Here is a 26732-nt window from a genome sequence, read left to right on the forward strand (position 1 = left end):
TAAATCGATTTAGCAAACATAATAAAAAATGTTATACTTGTATACTTAATCTAAAATTTATGATTATAAAATAATTAATCCCGTATAAAAACAAGAATATATCTTATTATTAATCAAAAACTTGCGAACAATTACATACCTAAACCCAAGCGTTAAACGGTACCAAAAATCAATCAAACTAAAAGGTTTATAAAAAAATTAACAACTACGACAGCCAAGAAAAAGTATCTTTGCCCCTAACTATGACAAAAAAGTTCTACATATTGCTACTTGTTACGCTTGGTTTCCTAATGGGACCAACGCTTACTTATGCGCATGGAACAAAAAAAGAAATGTCATGTTGTAAAAAAGAATCTACAGAAAAAGACTGTTGCAAGAAAAAAGATTCTAAAAAGAAAGATCACGATTGCGATAAAGGTTGTTTAGGAAACTCTTGTGGTTCTGCAACTGGTGGCTGTGGTTTTTCGCCAATGGCACTTTTTCAAACAGAAAACAATTCACTTTTTAGTTTTTCTGAAAGAAAACAAAATTATTATTATTCTGAAATCTTTATTTCTTCAGATTTCCGTTCTATCTGGCTTCCACCTAAAATAAGCTAGATTTATTTCCTGACAGCCATAAGTCTGTCTAATCCAAAGTCATTTTAAGACTTTAAAACAAAAAACTTTTTTTAATCCCGATTCTATTCACAGAAATAGCTGTATTTGCTATAGTCTCTGTTGTATTTTAGGATTAATCCATCCAAAAAAAATTACATACAATGAACTCAATAAAAAAATTATTGATGGTAATGACTCTATTACTATCAGTTACTTACGCCAGCGCACAAATAAAAAATAAAACTACCGAATCTGTAAAAATTAGTGGAAACTGTAGTATGTGTAAAAAAGTTATCGAAACTGCAGCAAACGTTAATAAGGAAGCTAAAGTAAACTGGAATGAAAATACTAAAGTGGCAACTGTTACTTATGATAACAAGAAAACCAATCTTGATGCTATACTAAAACGTGTTGCTGATGCAGGATATGATAATGAAAAATTTACAGCTCCAACTACAGTTTATGATGAACTACACGGATGTTGCCAATATGATAGAGAAGTAAGCCCTAAAAAAGCACAATAATCTTAATCAAAATCATTTAAATAACATGTTTGATTGGGGTGCAGATTAAACCATATAAGTCGTTTAAGAAAATATAAGTTTTAGACACTTCTCTTAAATGGACTTGTATTACTTATATGGTTAGCTTTTTGTCCTACATTAAGTTAATCAAATTGTAAAGTTTGTTTGCATTTTACTCTTTATATTCTGTGGCTTAAAACAGAATATGTAACCCAACACAGTCAAGTATCAAAAAAAATATCATGTTCAAAATAAAAAACATAATCACATTAATTACTCTTGTTGCAACAGTTTCTGTAGCAAGTGCTCAAATAAAAATAGGAGATTCTTTTCCAGATGCTCAGCTTCAAAACAATAAGAATGCTACCGTTAAACTAAATTCTTTTAAAGGAAAAACAGTTTTGGTAGACTTTTGGGCTTCATGGTGCGCTCCTTGCAGAGTGGCCAATAAAAAACTGGTAAAACTATATGACCAATACAAGGGTCAGAACTTTGAAATCGTTGGAATATCAATAGATATCGACAAAACTAAATGGTTAAAAGCTATCGAAAAAGATAAACTAAAGCACCAGCAATTAATTGACCCTAAAGGTTTTGATGCTAAAACGGCTGTAACTTTTGGAGTAGATGCTTTGCCATCGGCTTATCTTTTTGATGCATCAGGAAAACTGATTGCTATAAACCCAACTGAAGCGCAAATAATTACACAAATCAAAAAAAACAAAAAATAAAATGAAAACCATAAATATAAAATTCATAACCGTTACACTTGTACTATTATTAACTGGTGTAAAATCATATTCTCAAATTTCTAAAGCCGAAATAATGGCTACAGGATTAACTTGTTCTATGTGCTCTAATGCCATAAACAAGCAATTAAAATCTTTTACAGAAGTAGATAGCATTGCTACAGACTTAAACACAAACACGTTTACAGTTTACTTTAAAAAAGATAATTCATTACAACCTAAAGTATTGAAAAAAGCAGTTGAAAAAGCTGGTTTCTTTGTAGGTTCACTGGTTTTAACAGCCAAGTTTCATACACCAACAATTGAGGATAATACAACCCTAAAAGTTGATGATGCTACATATACTTTTATCGATATTAAAAATCCTGTAGCTCATGCTGAAGCAAAATACAGAGTGCTGGACAAAGGTTTTGTAACCCAAAAAGAGTACAAAAAACTAGTTAAATCATATTCTAAGTATCCTGGTTATGCTACAGAAAATGAAGATGATTATTACTTAAAAGCATTATAAAAAATGAAATATCTATCATTAATCTTCATCTTCTTTATTTCATACAATATAGATGCCCAAGAATTATTTGTAGTAACCGAACCCGCTAGTAACGCTCCGGCGGGATCTATTGGGGTTCGTGTTGGGCAATCAATCATGGATAACAAACACGAAAGTGGCTCTATGTACAATTTAACACCTGAAGTTACTTGGGGAATAAATAAAAACCTGATGGTTCGTACCTCGGCATTTTTAAGCAACCAAGAAAACGGATTGGGTCTTAAAGGTGGTGGTTTTTATGCCAAATACAGATTTTTTTCTGTAGATGATTTACAGAGTCATTTCAGAATGGCTGCCTTTGGACGATACAGTTATAATAACTCGTTTTTTAATCAGGAAGCGATAGACTTAGCCAACGGAAATTCAGGTTACGAAGCTGGTTTAGTTGCAACTCAGTTAATTCATAAAGTGGCGCTAAGTTCATCTGTAAGTTATGTGCGTGCACTTAATAATCCAGATTATAGTTTTCCAGATGCTTTGGGTAAAAATGCTGTAAACTATACCTTTTCGGTAGGTAAATTAATGTATCCTAAAAAGTATACGAGTTACAAACAAACCAATATTAATGCAATGTTGGAGTTTACGGGACAAACAATTACCGAAAACGGAAAGTCGTATCTAGATGTAGTTCCATCTATTCAGTTTATCATTAATAGTCAGGCGAGAATAGACCTTGCTTACAAAAAAGAATTGTATAGCTCGATGCAACGTGCAGCATCTGATGGTGTTTTCTTAAAACTAGAATATACATTTTTTAACGTGACTAAATAAGATTTTGAGACTTTCACGCAGATTTAAAAAGATTTAAGCTGATACAGGCAGATTTATTTATAACCTAAATTTAATCTGCTTTAATCTGTAAGATCTGCGTGAAACAAAAAAACTTTAGTTAGAAAAAATAAAATAGAGATCTCTTTTTAGTAGTGTAAAAGGTCGTTTTACTCAAAAAAATAAGGTCTCATTCCAGGCCTAACAGGTTTCTAAAACTTGTTAGGTTTATTTCTATAAAAGTCTAAAACGTATAACATTTACATCAAAATTAACACCCATCTGATAATTAAATTTTATTTTCGTGTTTCTTATGACTAAAAAATTCTACATACTATTAATTATAACGTTTGGTTTATTTATGGGACCAACGCTTAATTTTGCACGTGGAATTAAAATAGAAAAGATATGTTTTAAAAACAAAACATCCTTAAAAGCCTCTTGTAAAGAGACAGATTTTAAAACAAAAGAACACAGATGTGCTAATGGTTGTATAGAAAGTTCTGACGATTGCACTGTGGTTTACTGTAGTTATTATACACCAATAATTTCTTTTCAAACAGACAATCATTCTTTTTTTAATTTTTCTGAAAGAAAGCAAAACTATTATTATTCAGAAATCTTTATTTCTTCAGATTTCCGTTCTATTTGGCTTCCGCCAAAAATAAGCTAGATTCCTTTTGCGACAGCCATAAATGCGTTTTGTTCAGAACCATTTTAAAGCTGCAAATCATTAAAAAAACCAATTCTATTCAGGATATAACAGTATTTGTTATGTTTCTGTTATGTCTTGGAATTAACTCTTTCAAAATTACAAAAACAATGAATTCAATAAAAAATACATTGATAGCAATAACCTTATTATTAGCTATCACTTCCGTTAATGCACAAATTAAAAAAGGTAATTCTTTCCCAAATATCCAATTACAGAATGATAAGAATAAAACAGTTAAACTAAATTCTTATACAGGAAAAACAGTTTTAGTCGATTTTTGGGCATCTTGGTGTCCGTATTGTCGAATAGCCAATAAAGATTTGGTGAAATTATATGATAAATACAAAAGTCAAAATTTTGAGATTGTTGGGATATCCATAGATATTGATAAAGCAAAATGGTTAAAAGCCATTAAGATTGATAATCTAAAACATCCTCAATTAATTGATCCAAATGGATTTGATGCCAAATCGGTAGCACTCTTTGGAGTAAAAGGAATACCTAGTACGTATCTTTTTAATACTTCAGGAAAATTAATAGCCATCAATCCGACGGAAGCACAAATAATTGCTCAAATCAAAAAGAAATAATTATATCAACCCGTTGGATGCAATTACTGCGTCTATTCGCTTCGTTCAGGTCTTAAAAAAATTATTTAACACATAGAAACATAGGTTTTATGTATAAAAAAAGAGAACAAAAGAAATATATTTCTTTCACATAGCTAGGCTAGCTATGTGCATTTAAAACAAGTGAAACGTCTTTTTTGCATGTACAAAACCTATGTTTCTATGTGTTAAAATTAATTGCAACCAATGGGTTAATTATATCAGTATAAAACACTAAATAAAAATCAAATTATCACCAGAACAATTCGTTCTGATTAAACTTATAAAATGAAGAAAATCTTATATTTATTATTACTGATTTTTGCCTTTGCAAAAGTCCAGGCACAGATTATAAATCCTGTGAAATGGGAAGCTTCAATTGAGAAAAAGTCCGACTCTGAATATTTACTTTCTTTTAAAGGAGCTATCGAATCAGGTTGGCATGTGTATTCTCAATTCACTCCCGAAGATGGTCCGCTACCTGCCGAATTTCTTTTTCATGATAACAAAAACAATTATGAACTTATTGGAAAAGCAACTGAAAGCAAAACGAAACGAGCCTTTAATGAAATCTTTGGTGTAGATGAAATCTTCTTTTCAGATAAAGTAATTTTTACTCAATTAATCAAACAAATTAATCCTGAAAAAGAAACCATACAAGTAGAACTTTCTTACCAAGTTTGTAAAGAAAATTGCATTAGCGAAACAAAATATTTTGAGTTTAATCTTAAAACGCTTGAAGCAAAAGAAATCCAAGCTGCAGCTATTGTAAACGAAAAAACGACCAAAACAGACGCAACCGTTACGGTAGAAAAAAAAGCAGAACCTAAAGAATCAGATTCTAGTTTGTACATGATTTTCTTTATTGCTTTCTTATCTGGATTTGCAGCATTGCTTACACCTTGTGTATTCCCGATGATCCCAATGACGGTAAGTTTTTTTACAAAACAAAGTAAAACTAAAGCCAAAGGAATCAAAAATGCCATTATATATGGCGTTTCTATCATCTTAATTTATGTATTTCTAGGAAGTGTAATTACCTTAATATTTGGTGCCGATGCCCTAAATGCATTATCCACCAATGTTTGGTTTAATATAATTTTCTTTGTGTTATTGGTTGTATTTGCTTTATCCTTTTTAGGTGCTTTCGAAATTATGTTGCCTAATTCTTGGGCAAATAAAGTTGACCGTCAAGCGGATAAAGGTGGAATATTAGGAATCGTATTTATGGCATTAGCACTTGCCATTGTTTCTTTTTCTTGTACTGGACCAATTATAGGAACTTTACTGGTAGAAGCAGCTTCTAAAGGTGGAATTGCTCCAATTGTAGGTATGTTAGGTTTCTCATCTGCATTAGCATTACCATTTATGTTATTTGCTATGTTCCCAGGTTGGCTAAATACATTACCAAAATCTGGTGGATGGTTAAATACAGTAAAAGTATTTTTAGGATTCCTAGAACTGGCTTTAGCATTTAAGTTTTTATCAAATGCCGATTTGGTATTGCAATTACATTGGTTTGAAAGAGAAATTTTCTTAGCCATTTGGATAGCGATATTCGGTACATTAGCATTCTACTTATTCGGGAAAATAACCTTGCCACATGATTCTCCTATAACTTCTATTTCGGTAGGAAGATTGTCTATGGGATTGGTTGTATTGGTATTTACAATATATCTTATTCCAGGATTATGGGGTGCGCCTTTAAAACTTATTAGTGGCTTCCCTCCTCCTATGACGTATAGCGAATCTCCTTATGGTGTGGGTGGCACAAGCAAACAAACTGCATCGGCAATAGCATTACCAGACGGAGCGCACAAAGGTCCGCATGATATTATGGCTTTTACCGATTATGAAAAAGGATTGGCTTACGCCAAAAGTGTAAACAAACCTATCCTTTTAGATTTTACAGGATTTGCTTGTGTAAATTGTCGAAAAATGGAAGATTACGTTTGGTCTGATCCACGTATTTTATCCATACTAAATAATGAAGTAGTTTTGATTTCGCTATATGTTGATGATAAAAGAGAATTGCCAATTGAGGAACAATATACCTCAAAAGAAACTGGTAAAAAGATAAAATCAATAGGGAACAAATGGAGTGATTTTCAGATTACCCGTTATAAAGCAAATGCGCAACCGTATTATATTATACTAGATACCAATGAGCAAAGCTTAAATAAACCTACTGGATATACACCAAATATTACAGAATATGAGCAATGGTTGAAATCTGGAATCGAGGGATTTAAAAAGTAGTTTTAGGGAATTTAACCGCAAAGTTTTTTAAGTTTTAAAATCTGTGGCTAAAATTTAAACGCAAAGTTCGCAAAGGGTTACGCAAAGTACGCTAAGTTTTAAAATCAGTGGTTAAAAAAGTATTTAGTACAAGTACACAGTCTCAGAACCTTTGTACCTCTGTACCTTTGAACCTTTGTACCTTAAAAAAAGGCTTCCCAAAATATTTTGGGAAGCCTTTTTTGCAATAAAATCAGTTTCAAAATAGTCATACACAAAAAGTATCTTATTTTTTATATTTGAAGGCTAAACTAAAAAAAGGAAATAGTAACTTTATAACGATGAATATTTTAGTAATAGAAGACAACCAAAGAGTAGCCGAACTAATCCTAAGAGGACTTGAAGAACACGGTTTTATACCTACAATCGCTTATGATGGTCGCTCAGGAAAAAAGTTAGCCCTTAATAATCAGTACGATTTGATTATAACAGATATTATTTTGCCAAAACTCGATGGCTTAGATTTATGCAAAGAAATACGTTTAGTAAAACCCGATTTACCTATAATAATGCTAACTGCATTGGGTACAACCGACGATAAAGTAGAAGGTTTTGATGCCGGAGCAGACGATTATCTGACAAAACCCTTTGAAATGAGGGAACTTTTGGTACGTATAAGAGCTTTATTAAAACGCAGTAATAACAACATCAATAATACTGGGTTTATCCTGAAATATGCCGATCTTGAAATGAATCTGCAAACCAAAAGCATAAAACGAAATGAAACCGAAATAAACCTTACTCCAAAGGAATTTAAACTCTTAGAATATATGCTGCAAAACTCTGAACGTGTTTTATCACGAACAGAGATTGCAGAGAAAGTATGGGATACACATTTTGATACTGGCACCAATTTTATTGATGTGTACATAAACTATCTGAGAAAAAAAATTGATAAAGATTTTGATAAAAAACTCATTCATACACGATCAGGAATGGGATTTATTTTGAAAGTAGAATGAAAATCCGAACCCGATTAACCATATTATTTACTTTAATAACAGCCACTATCTTATTAGTGTTTGCTGCTATTATATTGATTTCTGCTAAAGAAAATAGAGAGAAAGAATTTTATGCTTTATTAAAAAAAGAAGCAATTACAAAAGCTAACTTGTTCTTTAATGCCAAAGTAAATAGTAAGACGCTACAAAACATTTACAGAAATAATAGAGAAACATTAAACGAAGTAGAAGTTGCTATTTATACAACTTCATTTCAATTATTATATCATGATGCAGTAGACATTGATGTTGTAAAAGAAACCAAACCAATGATTGATGAAATCGCAAAAAAAAGCGAAATACAATTTTATCAAAATGATTGGCAAATAATCGGAATTAAATATAAATTTCAGCAAAAGGAATATATTGTTACTGCTGCGGCTTACGATGGATTTGGGTATATCAAATTACATAATTTGCTTAAAACCTGCATTATTGTTTTCATAATATCTATTTTGCTTCTTTATATGGTTGGTCGTTTCTTTTCAAAAAAAGCATTCGAACCTATTGTTAGAATGACAAATCAAGCGCAAAATATTTCTGCAACAAATCTTAAATCACGCATTGATACAAACGAAAGCAAAGATGAAATTTCTGAGTTGGCAACTACTTTTAATAAGATGCTAAACCGCTTAGAAAACTCCTTTGATTCACAAAAGCAGTTTGTTTCTAATATCTCTCATGAACTACGAACACCTCTTTCTGCTATTATTACAGAACTGGAAATCTCAACTAATAAAGAACGAAATAACGAGGAATATAAAGTTGTTATTTTAAATACCTTACAAGATGCTACCAAATTAGCCAAACTATCTAATAGCATTCTTGATCTTGCCAAAGCAAGTTATGATCCGTCAAAAATAGCATTTAGACAAGTTCGCATTGATGAAATTTTACTAGATGCCTGCCAGCAAGTTCAAAAAGCAAATCTTGATTATAATATCTCCATTCATTTTGAAAGTGATTTTGAAGACGACGATCAAATTTCGATTAATGGAAATGAATATCTATTAAAAGTCGCCTTTCTAAACTTATTCGAAAATGGCTGTAAATTCTCAGACAATCACCAAAGTAAAGTAAATATTTTGCTCCAAAATGATAAAATTATTCTGCAATTTATCGATAATGGAATTGGTATTTTAGAAGAAGATTTAAAACATATCTTTAAACCATTCTACCGAGGTCTAAATAAAATTTATGCCGACGGAAATGGTATTGGATTGTCCTTAACCGAAAAAATTATCTTACTACATAAAGGGACTATCTCTGTTACATCTGATAAAAAATCAGGTACTATATTTACCGTTGTGCTTTACCATGACATCAAAAATACTACAGATTAAAGTAGGAGCCTATTAAGGAACGCGGATGACGCAGATTCGCTATCGCGAAAACGCGGATAAAAACGGATTTTTTTCTATTGTTATCTTTTAAATCCGTTTTTATCCGCGTCTTTACTTTTGTAAATCCACGGCATCCGCGTTCCTTTATTTGACGTTAATCTTTTAGCAATCTATGTGTAAATCCGCGTCATCCGCGTCCCTTCATAAGATACCGTCTCTAATAAAATTCTAATTTTTTTCTAAAACATCTCTAACCGCCCCTCTTCAGGGGTTGTTTTATTTTTGCAGCATTATAAACGGAAAATAATTTATTCAATACAATCTAAAATGGACATTCCTCCACTTCTCTGTAAACAAAAATTATAAATTTCGCTTCTGCTGATATGTCATTGACTTTTTCGCAGCAGCGAATTAAAATCAAAAAATCATGTCGAAAATCTTCTTTAAAACTTCACCAAAAAAATTAAATGCTGATTAAAAATTAGCATTAAAATCTCCAACGCCAATCTTTAATTTCACTTGTTTCTCTCCTTTATTTGAGATACAACGCTGTTATCGCTTGTTAATACAATTCGTAAAATATATTAATAAAAACTACTATGATCCTTAAAAGAAACCTCAACCTCAACACCCAGATATTTAAAAGCTTAAACAGAAAATTACAATATCTGAATATGCTATTTTTTCTGATGATGATAACAATTTTCACCGCTTGTAATGATAAAAAAACTGCAACTGAAAATGAAAATTATTCTCTAAAAGGCGATACGATTATTGTTCCTGCAACATCTACAATTGCGCCCAAACTAAAACTAGAAACGATTAAAAACGTATCCTACCAATTAGAATTAATCACTGCTGGAACTGTAAAAGCAATTCCGAATTTTTATGCCGAAATTGCGCCTCCTTTTTCTGGCAGAGTTACCAAAGTATATTTAAAACTAGGAATGAAAACTCAAGCTGGGACACCACTTTTTGAAATGGTTTCGCCTGATTTTATCGATGCGCAAAAGAACTTCTTCCAAGCAAAATCAGCTTATCAAGTTGCTAAACTCTCCTTAAAACGTCAGCAAGATTTAAAAAGTAATGGAGTTGGTTCACAAAAAGATTTAGAAGAAGCTGAAACCAACTTTGAAGTCAACGAAAAAGAATATCAAAATGCAATTGCAAGTCTAAAAATATTTGGCGTAAATGTAAACAAACTAGTTTTTGGACAACCGCTCGTAATCACCTCTCCCATTGCAGGAGAAGTTATAACCAATGAAGTTGTAATGGGACAATACATTAAAGCAGATGATGCTCCTAAAGCAAAAGTTGCCGATTTAAAAAAGGTATGGGTTGCAGGACAAGTCAAAGAAAAAGACATTCGGTTTATACAAAAATTAGATGGTGCCGAAATTCAGATTGCTTCCTATCCCGACAAGATAATTGTAGGGAGAATTTACCATGTCGACGAAATGGTCGATGAATCCACCCGAAGTGTACAGGTTCTAATCGAATGCCTTAATGATAACCATACCTTGAAACCTGGAATGTATGTAACTGCAAAATTTATCGATACCCCAGAAAACACTTTGTTTGTTCCCGCTAAATCTGTACTACAATTTAACGACAAAAGTTTTGTGCTTGTACAGATTTCCAAAGGAAAATACATTAGACGTTACGTAGAAACTGGAATTTCTAACAAAGGAAAAATAGCCGTATTATCTGGATTAAAACCAAATGAAACAATTATAAGTGAAGGGGCTTTTTATCTTCTTGAAGCGAAGTAAAAGTGTTCAGTATAAGTATTCAGTACTAGTATTCAGTCTCAGAACCTTAAACTTTACAATAAATCTTTTAATCAGTTAAAGAAAAAATTAACCGCAAAGGACGCAAAGGTTTACGGAAAGCTCGCAAAGTTTATCTCCAATATTGTCTTTTCGACGAAGGAGAAATCTCTATAAGTGGCTCGACAATGATTATGGAGTTTCTCACGAAGATTTCTCCTTCGTCGAAATGACAACCGAGACGAAATATCTATAATAAAAAAGCACTCAGCCTTAGAACCTTAGTTCCTCAGCACCTTTGAACCTTTGTGCCTTTAAAAGAACCTTTGAACCTTAAAAAGAAAAAAATGAAACAAAATATATTTGAAACAACAATTGTAAAACGCTGGCTGATTCTAGCGTTATTTTTACTACTCTCCTTATTTGGGTATTATTCATGGACACAACTCTCGGTAGAAGCTTATCCTGACATTGGCGATGTAACCTCGCAAGTGGTAACACAAGTTCCGGGGTTGGCAGCCGAAGAAGTAGAACAACAAATTACTATTCCGATAGAACGTGCTATAAATGGTTTACCCGGAATGCATGTTATGCGAAGCAAAAGCACTTTTGGTTTATCTATGGTAACCATTGTTTTTGATGATGGTGTCGAAGATTACTTTGCTCGAACAAGAATTCAGGAGCGCTTAAACGATGTCGAATTACCTTATGGAGCAACTCCTGGTTTAGATCCGCTTACCTCTCCTACGGGTGAAATTTATCGCTACATTATTGAGAGTAAAAGTCATGATTTACGAGAATTAAGCGAATTACAAGAATACACGATTATCCCAAGAATAAAACAGGTTTCGGGTGTTGCCGATGTGACAAATTTTGGTGGAATCACTACTCAATATCAAGTGGAACTTGATCCTCGTAAAATAGAACAATATGGTTTATCACTAAGTGAAGTAACCGAAACTATCGAAAAAAATAATGCCAATGTGGGCGGAAGTGTTATTAATCGAGGAGATCAATCGTATGTTGTACGCGGAATAGGTTTGGTAAAAAATCTGAAGGATATTGGGCGTATTGTGGTGAAATCGGTAAATGGTGTTCCTATTTATCTCAATGATATTGGCACATTAAAATACGGAAATCTTGAGCGCAAAGGTGCTCTAGGATATTCAGACAAACGTGGTGCTGATTATTCGGATAATATTGAAGGAATTATCCTTTTACTAAAAAACCAAAATCCATCTGTTGTATTAAAAGGTGTAAACGAAGCTGTTGATGATTTAAACAAAAATTACCTTCCCGAAGGTGTTCAGATTCATACTTTTTTAGACAGAACCGATTTGGTTGATACAACACTTACAACCGTTTCTCATACTTTGCTCGAAGGAATGGCATTGGTTATTATTGTATTAATTGTTTTTCTGGGTAGTTGGAGAGGTGCTTTATTGGTGGCTATTACAATTCCGATTTCACTTTTAATCGCTTTTATCTTAATGAAATTAACCAATATTCCTGCCAATTTACTTTCGTTAGGAGCAATCGATTTTGGAATTATTGTAGATGGAGCAATCGTAATGATGGAAACTATTCTGAAAAAACGAGAGGATAATGAAGAGGAAGAACTCACTGAAAGAAGCGTTGCAGAGAGGGTAAAAAGTGTTGCTCGACCTATCTTTTTTGCCACCTTGATTATTATTACTGCTTACTTACCCCTATTTGCTTTTGAACGTGTAGAGAAAAAACTATTCACTCCAATGGCATTTACAGTTGGTTATGCTCTTTTTGGAGCATTATTGGTGGCGTTGTTGCTTATTCCGGGATTAGCATATTTTATCTATCGCAAACCACAAAAAATGTATCATAATAAGTGGTTGGATAAACTGACGAATGCCTATCATAATCGGATTTTAAAAATAATGAAGACTCCCAAAAAGGTATTTGCTCCTTTAATTGGTGTGTTATCTCTTGCTTTTATTCTTACTGTAATGGTCGGAAAAGATTTTTTACCTCCATTAGATGAAGGTTCTATTTGGTTGCAGGTTTCATTACCGCCGGGGATTACTTTAGAGAAATCGAAAGAAATGAGTGATACGCTTCGACATCGAACTTTAAAACATGATGAAGTAACCTATATGATGGTTCAGGCAGGACGCAATGATGATGGAACAGATGCTTGGACTCCTTCGCATTACGAATGCAGCATTGGTTTAAAACCATATAGTCAATGGAAATCGGGTAAAACCAAAGCCGATTTAATAAAAGAACTTGCTGCTGAATATGCTACAATGCCAGGATATAATGTTGGTTTTTCGCAACCTATGATTGATGGTGTAATGGATAAAATCTCTGGAGCGCACAGCGAATTAGTTGTAAAAATATATGGAGAGGATTATAAGGAAACCCGCCGAATTGCCGAAGATATTATTAAAACATTACAAGGTGTAAAAGGTGCTGTAGATCTTGCTATAGATCAAGAACCGCCATTACCGCAAATACAAGTTATTGCCGACCGCCAGAAAATTGCACAGTATGGACTTAATGTAGATGATGTATCAGAATTAATAGAAGTTGCAATGGGTGGAAAAGCAGTTTCGCAAATTTTTATAGGCAATAAAGTCTATGATATCATAACGAGGTACAATGAAGAAAGTCGTAACAATCCTGAGAAAATAGGTAATCTAATGTTGACTAATTCCGAAGGTATTAAAATTCCATTATCTCAAGTATGCGATATCAAACTCAATACGGGAGAAAGTACAATTGCCAGAGAAATGAACAAACGCCATCTTACTGTTCGGTTAAATTTAAGAGGAACCGATTTGGGTTCTTTCCTAACCGAAGCTCAATCTAAGATCGAAGAGAAAGTAAAATATGACCACGAACAATTTAAAATAAAATGGGGAGGACAATTCGAGAATCAAGAACGAGCCTATAGCCATTTGGCAATAATAGTTCCTCTAGCCTTGGCACTAATGTTTGTATTGTTATATGGTGCCTTTGGGAAATTCCGTCAGGCAGGATTATTAATGAGTATCGTTCCGCTAGCATTATTTGGAGGAATGCTTGCGCTAAATGTTCGTGGTATGACACTCAATGTATCATCCGCAGTAGGTTTTATTGCCTTGTTTGGAGTTGCGATACAAAACGGAGTCATAATGATTTCGCACATTAATCAGCTTCGTAAAAACGGAATGGATTTACTAAGTGCAGTAACAAATGGTGCAAAACAACGCTTTCGTCCTGTATTAATGACTGCCACTGTTGCCGTATTAGGATTATTGCCAGCATCATTAGCAACAGGCATTGGTAGCGATGTACAACGACCTCTGGCAACTGTAATTGTTTACGGACTACTGTTCTCTACAATCTTAACATTATTTGTTTTACCCTCACTTTATTATCTCATCGAGAAAAAATTTGATCAGGAAAATGAAGTAATACAACATGAAATCGATAATAAATAAAACGATACATTATGATTAAAAATATAAAACATAAATGGGTAATTCTTTTGTTACTGCTGAATATTTCGGTAGTAACAAATGCTCAGATCGATACCACATTTACTAGTATAAAAATAAGCTATTCTGATTTTCTGTCATTAGTTAATAAAAACAATTTAGACTATGCAGCCGAAAAGTTTAATGTAAATATAGCCGAAGCTAATCTAGAAGCATCTAAAGTTTTTCCTGATCCTGAACTCGCTATTGGTGCAAGTGATAACGGGCAACGCAGGATGCAAATGGGTTATGGTTTTTCGTCTCAATTAAGTTGGACATTAGAACTTGGCGGAAAACGTAATGCACGCATAAATGTAGCTAAAAGTACAAACGAACTCACAAAAGCTTTACTAGAAGATTATTTTCGGAATCTACGTGCCGATGCTACTTTAAATTATTTAACCAGCTTAAAGCAAAAGGAAATTTTTAAGGTGCAATTAAACTCTTATACTATTCTTAAAAATATAGCTGTTGCAGATAGTATTCGGTTTAAATTGGGTAGCATAACCGAAATTGATGCTCGCCAGAGTAAACTCGAAGCCAACGCTATGCTAAATGAAGTGTACCAAAGTGAAGCTGATTGGAAAACAGCTTTATTAGAACTGGGTACAATGGTTGGGAATCAAAAAGCAGATACATTGTATTCGTCTTCCGGCGATTTAGCCAAGTTTGACCGTTTATTTGATTTAAATGAACTTATAATTTCTGCCGAAAATAACCGAGCTGATTTGTTGGCTGCGCTTAAAAACAAAAATGTTTCACAGGATATTTTAAAATTAGCCAAAGCAAATAGAGTTCTCGACCTAGGAGTAAATATGGGAGTAGAAAGCGCCTCGGTAGTAACCAATAGTGTTGCACCTACTCCATCTACGGCAGGCATTTCGGGAGGTATTAGTATTCCTCTTAAATTTTCTAATCGAAATAAAGGCGAATTAAAAGCAGCTGAATTTAGTGTGCAACAAGCCGATGTATTGTACAAACAAACAGAGCTACAAATCCAGATAGAAGTACGAAAAGCATGGTTTAATTATCTCACCACACAAAAACAAGTACGTCAATTTAATACTGGTTTATTAGCCGATGCGCAACGTTTACTCGATGGAAAAGTTTATAGCTACAAACGTGGAGAAACAAGTTTACTCGAGGTATTAAACGCACAACGAACGTATAATGAAACTCAACTTAATTATTATGAAACCCTATATAATTATGCTGCATCACTTGTTGAACTAGAGAAAGCAGCAGGAATTTGGGATATTAATTTTTAAAATAATACAGATAACAATGAGAAATACATATACAATTTGCATCATGCTTTTTTTTATACTTAAAATTAGCGCACAACAAGATGGTCTTACTTTTGGGATAAGCGGTGGTATAAACTGGACATCATTAATGGGAAAAAACATTGACAGTTTATCTAATGATAGTTCTCAAAAAAGTTTAATCGGACAATCAATCGGAATTACACTCGACAATAAAACATCAAAATATTTCGGACTAAAACATGAACTATTTTATAGCCAGAGAGTATTGTCTATCAAAATTGATGACGGAATAAACCCTGAATTCTCCAGTAAATTTAAACGTCAGTATATTGATATATTTCCTGTGAGTCCAAGTTTTTACTACAAAGGAATACAAGTTTATGCAGGACCTTATTTAGGCGTTTTATTAAATGCATCGATTCAGCGTAAAGATGCTGATGGAAATCTATATACCGATAAATCAATTTATGGTTCTGGTGAAGCTCCAAGTAATTATAGTCAGAAAATGGATGCCGGATTTGTTGCTGGTTTAAACTACGAACTCTCAAATGGAATTAATATTGGCGGAAGATTTATTCGTGGCTTTGTACCAATAATAGAAAATGCCAATACCAAACAACAATGGAAGATTTACAATGAAAGCTTTTTTGTTACAATAGGATATAGTTTTTTCTGAGGTACTAAGGTTCTGAGAGGCAAAGGGACAAAGGTTTCTTGTATTGCGAATAAAAAAGGATCATAGGTTTTCTGTAGAGGCGCACCGCAGTGCATCTTCAATAGATATTAAAGATTAAAATCTTTGCGTCCTTTACGTAAACCTTTGCGCACTTTGCGGTTAATTTTTTTTTTGCCACAGATTAAAGTTTTTTCACCATTAAGAAATTAAGAAAAATGAAGCTTAATTTTATTATTAAGAGCTCCGGCGGAGCGTAATATTTATAGCAAATACATACATTATCCTTGGTAAAGCTCCAGCGGAGCGATATCTATATTTATCTTTTGATTATAATATGCCACCCCGATGGGGTTCTTTAAAAAAATTAAAATTTTCTATAAACATGGCGTCCCGCTGGGACTTGTTCTTAATGAATCTTAATACCTTAATGGTGAAAATTTATTTTAAAACTTTGCGTCCTTTGCGTTAATCCTTGCGCACCTTGCGGTTAAGTTCCTTTTCCATAATTAAGAAAGCCACTAAAAAATTAAGTTACGACTCCTAATTTTCTTAATGGCTTAATGGATAAAATTTTATTTAGACCGAAGACTAATATGACATTTCTTCTTCTAGTACTTTTGGTGCTGGAACAGCTTTAGAAGCTACTTTAGGCGTTGGGGCTGCTTTTCCTTTTTTGCTGAATTTTTGTTTTCCCCACCAAATTAAAAATCCTGTGATTGGTAAACTGGCGCAAATTAAACTAGCGAAAAAAGCTAAAAACTTTCCTGTAAGTCCCAAGACTGCACCTACGTGAATATCATAATTCATTCGGCGTATTTTATCTGGAACGCTGGCATCTTCATACCTTCCAGAAAAAGGGGTTTTGATTGTAATGTCTTTGAGTGATTGCTGATCGAAACTATAACGATCCATATTATAAAACGTATGGCTTTTTTTATAAACAAAAGCTCCAATAGGATCTGATGGTTTTTCGGGCATTGATATTAAAATTCCGACTGCCTGCGGGCTTTCTTTAACTAATTTCAGCATTACTTTATCAACTGTAGAAACATGAAATACCTTAACGTTTGTAGTATCTGATTTAGGTGAATCTCTGTTTTCTACCAATGGTTTCCCGCCAGAAGTTACCCAATACAATGATTTACTAAACCAGCCAAAACTCCAAACTAATCCTGTAAGCGAAATAATCAATAGAAAAAACATGCTGTAAAATCCTAATACATTGTGCATATCATAATTTACACGTTTAAAACTAGCCGACCATTTTATTTTAAAACTCTTATCACGGATAGATTTAATCCATTTTGTTGGCCACCATAAAACTATTCCGGTAATTAATATTACTACGAATATTAAAATAGCAACTCCTACAATCGGACGACCAATATCATAAGGCAACCATAAAGCACGGTGTCCGTTAAGCATGAATCTAAAAAAATCGGGGTCTTCTCTAGAAATCGCTTTTACATTAAGAACTTGTCCTGTATAAGGATTCATATACACATTAAAAGTAGTACCGCTTCGTCTTTTTTTACGTTTTGGTTCTTTATCTTTAGGCTTATCATTTGAAGCTAGATTACCAGCTTTTGCTTGTTTTTTCTCTTTTTGAGCTTCTTCTACCTTTCCTTCATTATCTTCTTTCTTTTCTTTTTTAGCAACAAAATATCCAACAATTGCTGCTTCGTCTTTATCTCCAAAAGTAACACTAGTGGCTTTTTTGCCTTTCATTTCCTTGTCGGCAATACTTATAAGTTGCGATGGTAACAAATAAGCTTTTTCTTGTGGAGTAACAAAACGCCAATCCTCGATAAAATCTTTTATTTCGTGCTCAAAAACATACATGCAGCCCGTAAGACTGACAATTACCACAATAATTCCAGAGCCTAATCCTAGCCACAAATGCAGCCATGCCGCAGTGCGCTTGAAAAGTGACTTTTTACTTTTTTTCTTTTTTTGGGTAGTGGTAGACATGTTTTTGAAATCTATAAAAATTAAATAATTAAAAACCACTTGCTCTAAAAGCAAAAGGTTAGCAAAAAATAATATACTTTATAAGTTTAAAAGAATATGAATTTATATTAGACGAAGTACAATTAAAGGCTTCACTTGAAATAGATAGAACAAATCCGCCTTTGGAAGTTATAAATCTTGATCTGAAAAGACTAGACTTATCTCAAATAAAAATTGAAGATTTGTTTGATTTAATTGCTACAGATAGTGCAAAAATTATATCATTCATTCTCATTAAGTTAGAAAAATATTTAAATAAAAAAGAGGTACAAGAATACCCAAAAGGATATGAACCTGATGAAGCTGATGACAATATCAAGGTACTTCCCTTTTATAAAAACTTTTTAATTCCATATTTTATAGAATATTATTATTTAAAAAATAAACCAGAAGAATTATGTAGTTATTTACTGAGTCTTAGAACTCCAGCAGCGAAAAAATATGATAAAGAATTAAAGTCCATTTATAAAAAAATCAATTCTTTGTAATTTTTTTAATTCCATAATTAGAGTTGTTAATTTCAAATAAATTTATCCAAAAAAAAAAACGCTAAGATATCTTAGCGTTTTTTGTATTTATATTATTCTAAAACTAAACCAATTTGTCCATCGTCATCTAGTTCTGTTTCGACTGAATCATCATCGGATATCTCTCGTTTTTCAGGAACTTCTTCTACAGGTTCATCATAAGGCAACGGATCCAATAAGTTAACTTGCTTTAATTTATCACTTGTTAATTGGTTACCTAAAGCTTTAAAGCCTTTTACAGCTATAAAATCTTCGATATCTACATACAAATTATCTTTTTGAACTCCTTTTACTTTCGTGAAAACTAATTCGGCTACAGGGCGATAATCAGTCGCAACAATTTCTAACTGAGAATTAGGGTGCTCCGTAATAAAAATTTCTTCTTTATTTTCTGTCTCAACCAAGAAACGCTTAATATAATAACGTTCTTTTTCGCCATCAAAATAAATTGCCGAAATTGGTTTTTTAGGATTCCATTTTTCCAAAACAATCATATCTTCATCAAAATGAGTAGATAATTCTGGAATAATAACCTTCAGTTTTCCTGTCTGACTGATGATTAATATCTTATCACTTGGTTTAAATTCTCCTAACAATTCCCCTCGTGCATCTACATTCAGACGTTTTACAGTATCATCAAACCAAACTTTTCTTGGTAATAAAGTAGAAATTCCTTTCTCTTTAAGTTCGATTTTCTTAATTGGATATTTGGTAACCAAATTCCCTTTTGAACCTCTTCCTTTAATAGCTAATTTGGCAAAATCAATATCGAATTTCAATTTTTTAATCGTTCCTACCTGACGCAATAAAATAGTAATTACCTCAGCTTCTCCGTTTGGATTATGCGAAAAGTAAACTACTTGCGAACCTGCAGTTTCATTGGTTAAATCATACGCTTTATCACGTGTAACACCCGAAACATTAAAACGTTTTATATACGAAGGCCCTGATTTTCCGTCACGATACATCATATTATAAATTGTACGTTTATCGCTCTTATCAAAAATAGCAACGTGTATAATATCTTTACCTACAAATGTCTTAGCATCAACTTTTGTAATTATCATTTTACCATCTCGTAAAAACACAATTACATCATCAATATCCGAACAATCAGTTAAATACTCATCTTTTTTCAAGCTGGTTCCTACAAAACCTTCTTCGCGGTTTACATATAGTTTTGTGTTACGTAAAACTACTTTTGTAGCCTCAACATTATCAAAAACACGAAGTTCTGTCTGACGTTCGCGACCTTTACCATATTTCTCTTTTAATTTGGCAAAATAAGCAATCGCAAAATCTGTTAAGTTTTCCAGATTGTATTCAACTTCCTTCATTTCATCTTCTAACTTAGCTATAAAATCATCGGCTTTATCAGAATCAAAACGGGTAATACGAATCATCGGGATTTGAGTCAAACGTTGTAAATCATCATCATTGATGTCTCTGACAAATGATTTTTTGAAAGGCTCAAATCGGTCATATAAATATTTATATAATGTTTCTCTATCAGAATACAATTTGAAATCAATGTACATTTCCTCACGAATGAAGATTTTTTCTAAAGTAGAAAAATGCCATTTGTTTTTTAATTCCTCTAATTGAATTTCTAATTCTTGTCGAAGCAAATCGACCGTTCTGTTTGTTGAAATTTTCAACATCGCAGAAACTCCAATAAACAATGGTTTGTTATCCTCAATAACGCAACCTAAAGGCGCAACAGAAGTTTCGCAAGCTGTAAATGCAAACAATGCATCAATTGTTTTATCTGGTGAAACTCCTGGAAAAAGGTGAATCAAAATCTCAACATCGGCCGCAGTATTATCTTCAATTTTCTTGATTTTGATTTTGCCTTTCTCATTGGCTTTCAAAATACTATCAATTAAAGTAGTTGTATTGGTCGAAAACGGAATTTGTGTAATTACAAGTGTATTCTTGTCTAATTGTGCAATTTTGGCACGTACGCGAACTCGTCCGCCACGCATTCCATCATTGTAATTAGAAATATCTGCAATACCCTGAGTCATAAAATCAGGGTATAATGTAAACGGTTTTCCTTTAAGAATTTTTATCGAAGCATCGATTAATTCATTAAAGTTATGTGGTAATACTTTTGTAGAAAGTCCTACCGCAATACCTTCGGCTCCTTGTGCCAAAAGCAACGGGAATTTTACCGGAAGGTTATTCGGTTCTGCACGACGACCATCGTATGAAACGCCCCAATCGGTAATTTTTGGTGAGTATAAAACCTCCAAAGCAAATTTAGATAAACGTGCCTCGATATAACGCGAAGCTGCAGCACCATCTCCTGTTAAGATGTTACCCCAGTTTCCCTGACAATCTATCAATAAATCTTTTTGACCAATTTGTACCATCGCATCACCAATACTCGCATCTCCGTGAGGGTGATACTGCATGGTGTGACCTACAACATTGGCAACTTTATTATAACGACCATCATCCAGCTCCTTAAGTGAGTGCATAATACGACGCTGTACAGGCTTAAATCCGTCTTCGATAGCAGGAACAGCACGTTCAAGAATTACGTATGAAGCATAATCCAAGAACCAGTCTTTGTACATTCCGGTAACTTTGGTAATAGTATCACCGCTGTCTTCGTTATTATCGTAAAAATGTTCTCCTTCAAAAGATTTAGCATCTACATCGATAATTTCCTCAGATTCATTCTCGTCTTGATTGTCATCAAAAGAGTTCGTATCCTCCGAATTATTTTCTTCGTTATCTGGAATTATGTTATCGTCTTCTTCGTCTTTCATTTTTATGCTGAATTTATTTTCAGTATTAATAAATTTTAATTTTTTATATAACCTTTATGCTTTAGAAAGTCATATTCTTTATTTTCTGCCTCTACATCTTCATCACCTTCTTCTACAAAAAGCTTAATTCCGAATTTCTTAAATAATCGATCCATATCTGAATAGCAATATTTTTGAAATCCATCCAAATTACTAGAATTTCTGCCATAAGCACAACTTATACAAAACTCGTTATAACCAACAATTCGATTTTTACTATCTCTAAATAAAATCATATGCCGTGGTTTATAACAATCTGCCGGAGTTTCTCCCGTATTACAAGTATCAGAGATAATTAAATTCAGAAGTTCTTTCTCCTGAATTTTATTCAAAATAACTCTCTCTTGTATCATTGTACTATCAAAAGTTAATTTATAATTATCGACTAATATTTTATTAAATGAATGTTTACCATTAACTGTTGTGGTATCCCAAACCATCCTATTGTAATAAGATACTATCTCAATTTTAGAAAAATTTTTTAATGGAAGATCTCTCTTTTTAATTACGTTATTTACTGATTTAACAACTTTCTCTCCTGTCATATCAATTGGAGTTTCTGTCTTCTCTTTTTTACAAGAAATCAAAACTAAAATGGTGGTAATAAAAAATATTATTTTCTTCATTCAATTAATTTATCTTAATCAATTATAAAGAACCTATTTCGTCATCAGTGTTGACGAAATTCAAAATTTTTCAATTCCCGCAACACTGTTGTGTATTTTTAAAACTAAACTTCCTCCTCTATCGCGTCTAGTTCAACTTTCAAATTCTTGATAATAAATTCTTGTCTGTCTGGTGTATTTTTACCCATATAGAAAGATAGCAACTGTTCTATCGATGTATTTTTATCCATCATAATAGGATCAAGACGAATCGTTTCTCCAATGAAATTCTTGAACTCATCAGGCGAAATCTCTCCCAAACCTTTAAATCGTGTGATTTCTGGCTTTGGTTTTAATTTTTCGATAGCCGCTTTTCGTTCGTCTTCAGAATAACAATAAATGGTTTCTTTCTTGTTTCGAACCCTAAAAAGTGGTGTTTGCAAGATATACAAATGTCCTTCTTTTATTAATTCTGGGAAAAATTGCAAGAAAAAAGTAATCAATAACAAGCGAATGTGCATACCATCGACATCGGCATCGGTTGCGATTACAATATTATTATATCGTAATTTTTCTAATCCGTCTTCAATATCTAAAGCGGCTTGTAGTAAATTGAATTCTTCATTTTCATACACAATTTTCTTTGTCATTCCGTATGAGTTCAAAGGCTTACCACGCAAACTAAAAACTGCTTGTGTATTTACATCACGTGATTTAGTAATAGATCCCGAAGCCGAATCTCCCTCGGTAATAAAAAGGGTACTTTCTAAGTTTCTAGGATTCTTTGTATCTGGAAGATGCGCACGGCAATCTCTTAGCTTTTTATTATGTAGATTGGCTTTTTTAGCACGATCTGTTGCTAATTTTCTAATTCCAGATAACTCTTTACGCTCTCTTTCTGCCTGCAAAATTTTACGAAGTAACGCTTCTGCAGTTGGAGGGTTTTTATGTAAATAATTATCTAATTTATTCTTTACAAAATCATTTACAAAAGTACGAACTGATACTGGTGGCGTTCCGTCATCAGATCCCATATCCATCGAACCTAATTTGGTTTTGGTCTGAGATTCAAATACAGGCTCCATTACCTTGATGCTAATCGCACTTACAATAGATTTACGTACATCTGAGGCTTCAAAACTTTTATTGTAAAACTCACGAATGGTTTTTACAATAGCTTCTCTATAAGCCGCTAAGTGCGTTCCTCCTTGTGTTGTATTTTGTCCGTTTACAAAAGAGTGGTACTCTTCGCTATATTGTGTTTTACTGTGGGTTAAAGCAATCTCGATATCCGTATCTTTTAAATGAATAATCGGATATTCTAAATCCTCAGCGTTAATTGTTTCTTCTAATAAATCTCTAAGACCATTTTCAGAATAATATTTTTCGCCATTAAAAATAATAGTCAAACCATTGTTTAGGTAACAATAGTTTTTAACCATTTTTATGACATATTCTAAACGGAATTTATAATTTTTAAAAATAGCTTCATCCGGAACAAAAGTTACTTTTGTCCCTTTTCGCTTTGTAGTATCAATTACTTCTTCTTCTTGAACCAAATTTCCTGCTGAAAATTCGGCTGCTTTTTGTTTGTCATCTCTTACAGATTCTACACGAAAATAGTTAGAAAGTGCATTTACAGCCTTGGTTCCTACTCCATTTAAACCTACTGATTTCTGGAAAGCTTTGGAGTCATATTTTCCTCCTGTATTCATTTTTGAAACTACGTCGACAACTTTCCCTAGAGGAATTCCACGGCCATAATCACGAACCGAAACGGTTTTATCTCTGATAGTCACCTCAATAGTTTTTCCTGCACCCATAACGAACTCATCGATACAGTTGTCTAAAACCTCTTTTAAAAGAATATAAATACCATCATCTGGCGAAGATCCATCTCCCAATTTCCCGATATACATTCCGGGGCGCATACGAATATGTTCTTTCCAGTCGAGTGATCGAATATTATCTTCGTTATATTGATTTTGCTCTAGCATAAATGAATTTTGGATTTTTTGCTAATGTACTATATCTCCTTAAAAAATGAAAGTCAATCTTTTGAAAGTTATCAATAAAAGTATCTTTTAAACGCATTTATTTAAATTAAAAACAGATACTCATTAAATTCATAAAAAAAATGCCTTTTAAACAATATTTTAGGACTTAATACCCAAAACTTGTTTTGCCAAAGCAATCATTTCGGGAGTTCCCGTATTTTTGTTTTTTTCGTCAGAAAGCTTCACAACTCCTTCCCAATGCGTAAAATCGGGTTTAGTTTCGGTTAATTTTATAACCATATTCATAGCTGGCAAACCTACGTCATTGGTGAAATTTGTACCAATTCCGAATGACATTTTTATCTTGTCTTTACAGAAATCCGATATAACTTTTACTTTTTCTAAATTTAATGAATCGGAAAAAACTATGATTTTCGATTTAGGATCGATTCCGAGTTTTGTGTAATGTGCAATTATTTTTTTAGCAAATTCGATTGGATCTCCACTATCATGTCGAACCCCATCAAAAAGCTTAGAATACTTTTTATCAAATTGTTCAAAAAACACATCCGTTGTATATGTATCTGTCAAGGCTATTCCTAAATCACCCCCATAAACCTGTGTCCAGTTTTCTAAACCAACTATATTAGCCACTTTAAACCCATATTGTGCCGCATGAAACATAAACCATTCGTGCGCATGAGTTCCCAACGGTCGTTTACCGTTAAGCATTGCCAAATGGACATTACTTGTACCAAGAAAACTTTCCTGACCATAAAGCGCTAATGTTTCATTAACCAAGGTATGTACTTTATACGAATGACGTCGTCTTGTACCAAACTCCAAAATAGTAGCTCCCAAAGCATTATAACTTTCTATTTTCTTTTTAGTAATATCCTGAACTGCTTTATCGTCTATTCTTTCTAACCCCTGAGACGCATAAAAAAGTTCCGAAATTAAAGCCATCAATGGCACTTCCCATAAAATGGTACGATACCAGAATCCTTCGATTGTAATATCTAAATCTGAACCTACTTGCTCTATCTCAACCTCAGAAGCATCAAAACTATATCCTTGCAAAAAATCCAAATAGGTAGGATCTAAATACGGACAATGTTTCTTTAAATATAATTTCTCTTCTTGAGTCAATTGCAATTTTGTCATTGCTTCGACCGAATGACGCAATAAAACAGCAAAGCCCGGAGGAAAAGTGTGTTTTCCTCTGTTTATAAATTTATACCGTACTTTTGCTTTAGGAAATAGCTTAATTACAGCGTGCTGCATCGTAAATTTATAGAAATCGTTATCTAGTATTGATTTCAGGAAGATAGTTCCCATACTCAAATTGCTTTATTAATTTTAAAAAACTTTGATTGCTAAGATACAGCAATTCGACAAAAAAAGAAAACTATCCAAACACCCTTCTTTAATTATCTCTACTTTGAAATTATCTTAAAAGAAGCGACACTATTCTGATAGAGAAAAAAGGTAATAAACGAGCCCATTTTTTTATCATAAGTAATCTGAAATTCTAAAGTTCCTCTTACTTCTTTTGGATTTTCTACTTTAGCTGGCTGACCCTTTTTTAAATAATAAAATGTATCAGATTTTGAAATGTTATTTATTTTAAAAGTTATTTTATCACCATCATTGGCTTTAATTATTCCTGAATCAGGCTTTAAGATTTCAAGATTCTCTTCAATTGTTTTATCATAGATCAAAGGTCCGTTTAAAAAATCTTCTTGATTTAATTTACGATCCAGATACATCCCTGAATCAGGAAAATGCTTCGCAAAAAAGTACTTTGGATCTGTATCAAAATGAACTGAATTAAAATAATTCACCATCACTTTTTTATTGCTATCATAATATCCTTGTCCCCAAGTTACATCGACCAAAATCCATTTTCCGTCAACCTGAACAATATTCCATGCATGATTAGATAATAATTTTCCCCTACCTATGTCTGTCAATAATTGCTTAGAATCACCACGAATTACTTGAGATTTTAAACCTGTCAAAGAAGCCAAACGTTGGTACAAAAGCGTAAAACCTTCGCAAACTGCTTTTTGAGAATCAAATGCCTTTTGCCATATTTTTTCCTTTATTAACTCTATTTGTTTTTGCTTTTCAGCTTCATTTCTATAACTAAATTGTACTGGCTTCTGCGGAATTAAATAAGCTTTATAATCATATTTTATATTTAAAGCAATCCAACTATAAATAGCTCTTGCCTTATCATATTCTGAAGTAAAATCTTTTTGAATTTTCGCTGCTAAATCTTCCGTTGAACTAAAATGTTTTGGGTATTTCCGTACAATATTATCAATCGCATTGTATTTTTGTGAATAAGCTGGACACAAAAAGATATAATTCAGAAAAAAAAATATAAAGGCAATCTTTTTTATCATC

General features: G+C 32.9%; 21 protein-coding genes. 15 read left to right on the forward strand and 6 right to left on the reverse strand.

Going from position 1 to position 26732, the window contains the following annotated elements; translation table 11 throughout:
* Window positions 1–242: 242 nt before the first annotated feature.
* The 14 genes from IW20_RS16635 to IW20_RS16700 all read left to right on the forward strand — a co-directional run bounded on the left by IW20_RS16635 (window position 243) and on the right by IW20_RS16700 (window position 16365).
* Window positions 243–599: a hypothetical protein gene (locus tag IW20_RS16635; protein WP_035624799.1), complete on the forward strand. Its 357-nt coding sequence runs from the start codon at window positions 243–245 to the stop codon at window positions 597–599.
* A gap of 161 nt (window positions 600–760) precedes the next feature.
* A complete protein-coding gene (locus IW20_RS16640) occupies window positions 761–1123 on the forward strand; it encodes a heavy-metal-associated domain-containing protein (RefSeq protein ID WP_035624802.1) in 363 nt (120 codons plus the stop codon).
* A gap of 242 nt (window positions 1124–1365) precedes the next feature.
* Window positions 1366–1854, forward strand: coding sequence for a TlpA family protein disulfide reductase (locus IW20_RS16645; RefSeq protein WP_035624804.1), 489 nt, complete (start codon window positions 1366–1368; stop codon window positions 1852–1854).
* Between the two features lies 1 nt (window position 1855).
* Window positions 1856–2383 (forward strand): heavy-metal-associated domain-containing protein, encoded by a 528-nt coding sequence (locus IW20_RS16650; RefSeq protein ID WP_035624806.1) that lies wholly within the window; start codon window positions 1856–1858, stop codon window positions 2381–2383.
* 3 nt (window positions 2384–2386) lie between these two features.
* The gene (locus tag IW20_RS16655) at window positions 2387–3193 is read left to right on the forward strand and encodes a hypothetical protein (protein ID WP_035624808.1); all 807 of its coding nucleotides are present in this window, start codon (window positions 2387–2389) and stop codon (window positions 3191–3193) included.
* Window positions 3194–3503: 310 nt separating this feature from the next.
* Window positions 3504–3863, forward strand: coding sequence for a hypothetical protein (locus tag IW20_RS16660; RefSeq protein WP_089052172.1), 360 nt, complete (start codon window positions 3504–3506; stop codon window positions 3861–3863).
* 149 nt (window positions 3864–4012) lie between these two features.
* Window positions 4013–4495 carry a TlpA family protein disulfide reductase gene (locus IW20_RS16665; protein WP_035625013.1) on the forward strand — a complete coding sequence of 161 codons (483 nt, stop codon included), beginning with the start codon at window positions 4013–4015 and terminating at the stop codon, window positions 4493–4495.
* Window positions 4496–4801: 306 nt separating this feature from the next.
* Window positions 4802–6772 carry a protein-disulfide reductase DsbD family protein gene (locus IW20_RS16670; RefSeq protein WP_035624814.1) on the forward strand — a complete coding sequence of 657 codons (1971 nt, stop codon included), beginning with the start codon at window positions 4802–4804 and terminating at the stop codon, window positions 6770–6772.
* A 320-nt stretch (window positions 6773–7092) separates the two neighbouring features.
* Window positions 7093–7773, forward strand: coding sequence for a response regulator transcription factor (locus tag IW20_RS16675; protein WP_035624817.1), 681 nt, complete (start codon window positions 7093–7095; stop codon window positions 7771–7773).
* A complete protein-coding gene (locus IW20_RS16680) occupies window positions 7770–9155 on the forward strand; it encodes a sensor histidine kinase (protein WP_035624820.1) in 1386 nt (461 codons plus the stop codon). Before IW20_RS16675 ends, IW20_RS16680 begins: the two co-directional genes overlap by 4 nt.
* A 674-nt stretch (window positions 9156–9829) precedes the next feature.
* Window positions 9830–10927, forward strand: coding sequence for an efflux RND transporter periplasmic adaptor subunit (locus tag IW20_RS16685; RefSeq protein WP_035624824.1), 1098 nt, complete (start codon window positions 9830–9832; stop codon window positions 10925–10927).
* A 344-nt stretch (window positions 10928–11271) separates the two neighbouring features.
* Entirely contained in the window at window positions 11272–14385 is a 3114-nt protein-coding gene (locus IW20_RS16690; RefSeq protein ID WP_035625014.1) for an efflux RND transporter permease subunit, read from the forward strand.
* An 11-nt stretch (window positions 14386–14396) separates the two neighbouring features.
* Entirely contained in the window at window positions 14397–15689 is a 1293-nt protein-coding gene (locus tag IW20_RS16695) for a TolC family protein (RefSeq protein WP_035624826.1), read from the forward strand.
* 16 nt (window positions 15690–15705) lie between these two features.
* A complete protein-coding gene (locus IW20_RS16700) occupies window positions 15706–16365 on the forward strand; it encodes an outer membrane beta-barrel protein (RefSeq protein ID WP_081912500.1) in 660 nt (219 codons plus the stop codon).
* A gap of 588 nt (window positions 16366–16953) precedes the next feature.
* Here IW20_RS16700 and IW20_RS16705 read toward each other — a convergent pair.
* Window positions 16954–18336: a PepSY-associated TM helix domain-containing protein gene (locus IW20_RS16705; RefSeq protein WP_035625015.1), complete on the reverse strand. Its 1383-nt coding sequence runs from the start codon at window positions 18334–18336 to the stop codon at window positions 16954–16956.
* A 161-nt stretch (window positions 18337–18497) separates the two neighbouring features.
* Between IW20_RS16705 and IW20_RS16710 the strand changes: the two genes are divergently transcribed.
* Window positions 18498–18863 (forward strand): hypothetical protein, encoded by a 366-nt coding sequence (locus IW20_RS16710; protein ID WP_051885841.1) that lies wholly within the window; start codon window positions 18498–18500, stop codon window positions 18861–18863.
* Window positions 18864–18955: 92 nt separating this feature from the next.
* Here IW20_RS16710 and IW20_RS16715 read toward each other — a convergent pair whose 3' ends face one another.
* From IW20_RS16715 to IW20_RS16735, 5 genes are all read right to left on the reverse strand, one after another.
* Entirely contained in the window at window positions 18956–21679 is a 2724-nt protein-coding gene (locus IW20_RS16715; protein ID WP_035624830.1) for a DNA gyrase/topoisomerase IV subunit A, read from the reverse strand.
* 35 nt (window positions 21680–21714) lie between these two features.
* A complete protein-coding gene (locus IW20_RS16720) occupies window positions 21715–22344 on the reverse strand; it encodes a hypothetical protein (protein WP_035624832.1) in 630 nt (209 codons plus the stop codon).
* 104 nt (window positions 22345–22448) lie between these two features.
* Complete coding sequence (locus IW20_RS16725) at window positions 22449–24320, reverse strand: DNA topoisomerase IV subunit B (RefSeq protein ID WP_035624835.1); 1872 nt, start codon at window positions 24318–24320, stop codon at window positions 22449–22451.
* Between the two features lie 159 nt (window positions 24321–24479).
* Complete coding sequence (gene pncB / locus IW20_RS16730; RefSeq protein ID WP_035624838.1) at window positions 24480–25658, reverse strand: nicotinate phosphoribosyltransferase; 1179 nt, start codon at window positions 25656–25658, stop codon at window positions 24480–24482.
* Window positions 25659–25756: 98 nt separating this feature from the next.
* The gene (locus IW20_RS16735; protein ID WP_035624841.1) at window positions 25757–26731 is read right to left on the reverse strand and encodes a transglutaminase domain-containing protein; all 975 of its coding nucleotides are present in this window, start codon (window positions 26729–26731) and stop codon (window positions 25757–25759) included.
* Window position 26732: the final 1 nt, after the last annotated feature.

The sequence above is a fragment of the Flavobacterium hydatis genome, from assembly GCF_000737695.1.
GTDB lineage: Bacteria > Bacteroidota > Bacteroidia > Flavobacteriales > Flavobacteriaceae > Flavobacterium > Flavobacterium hydatis.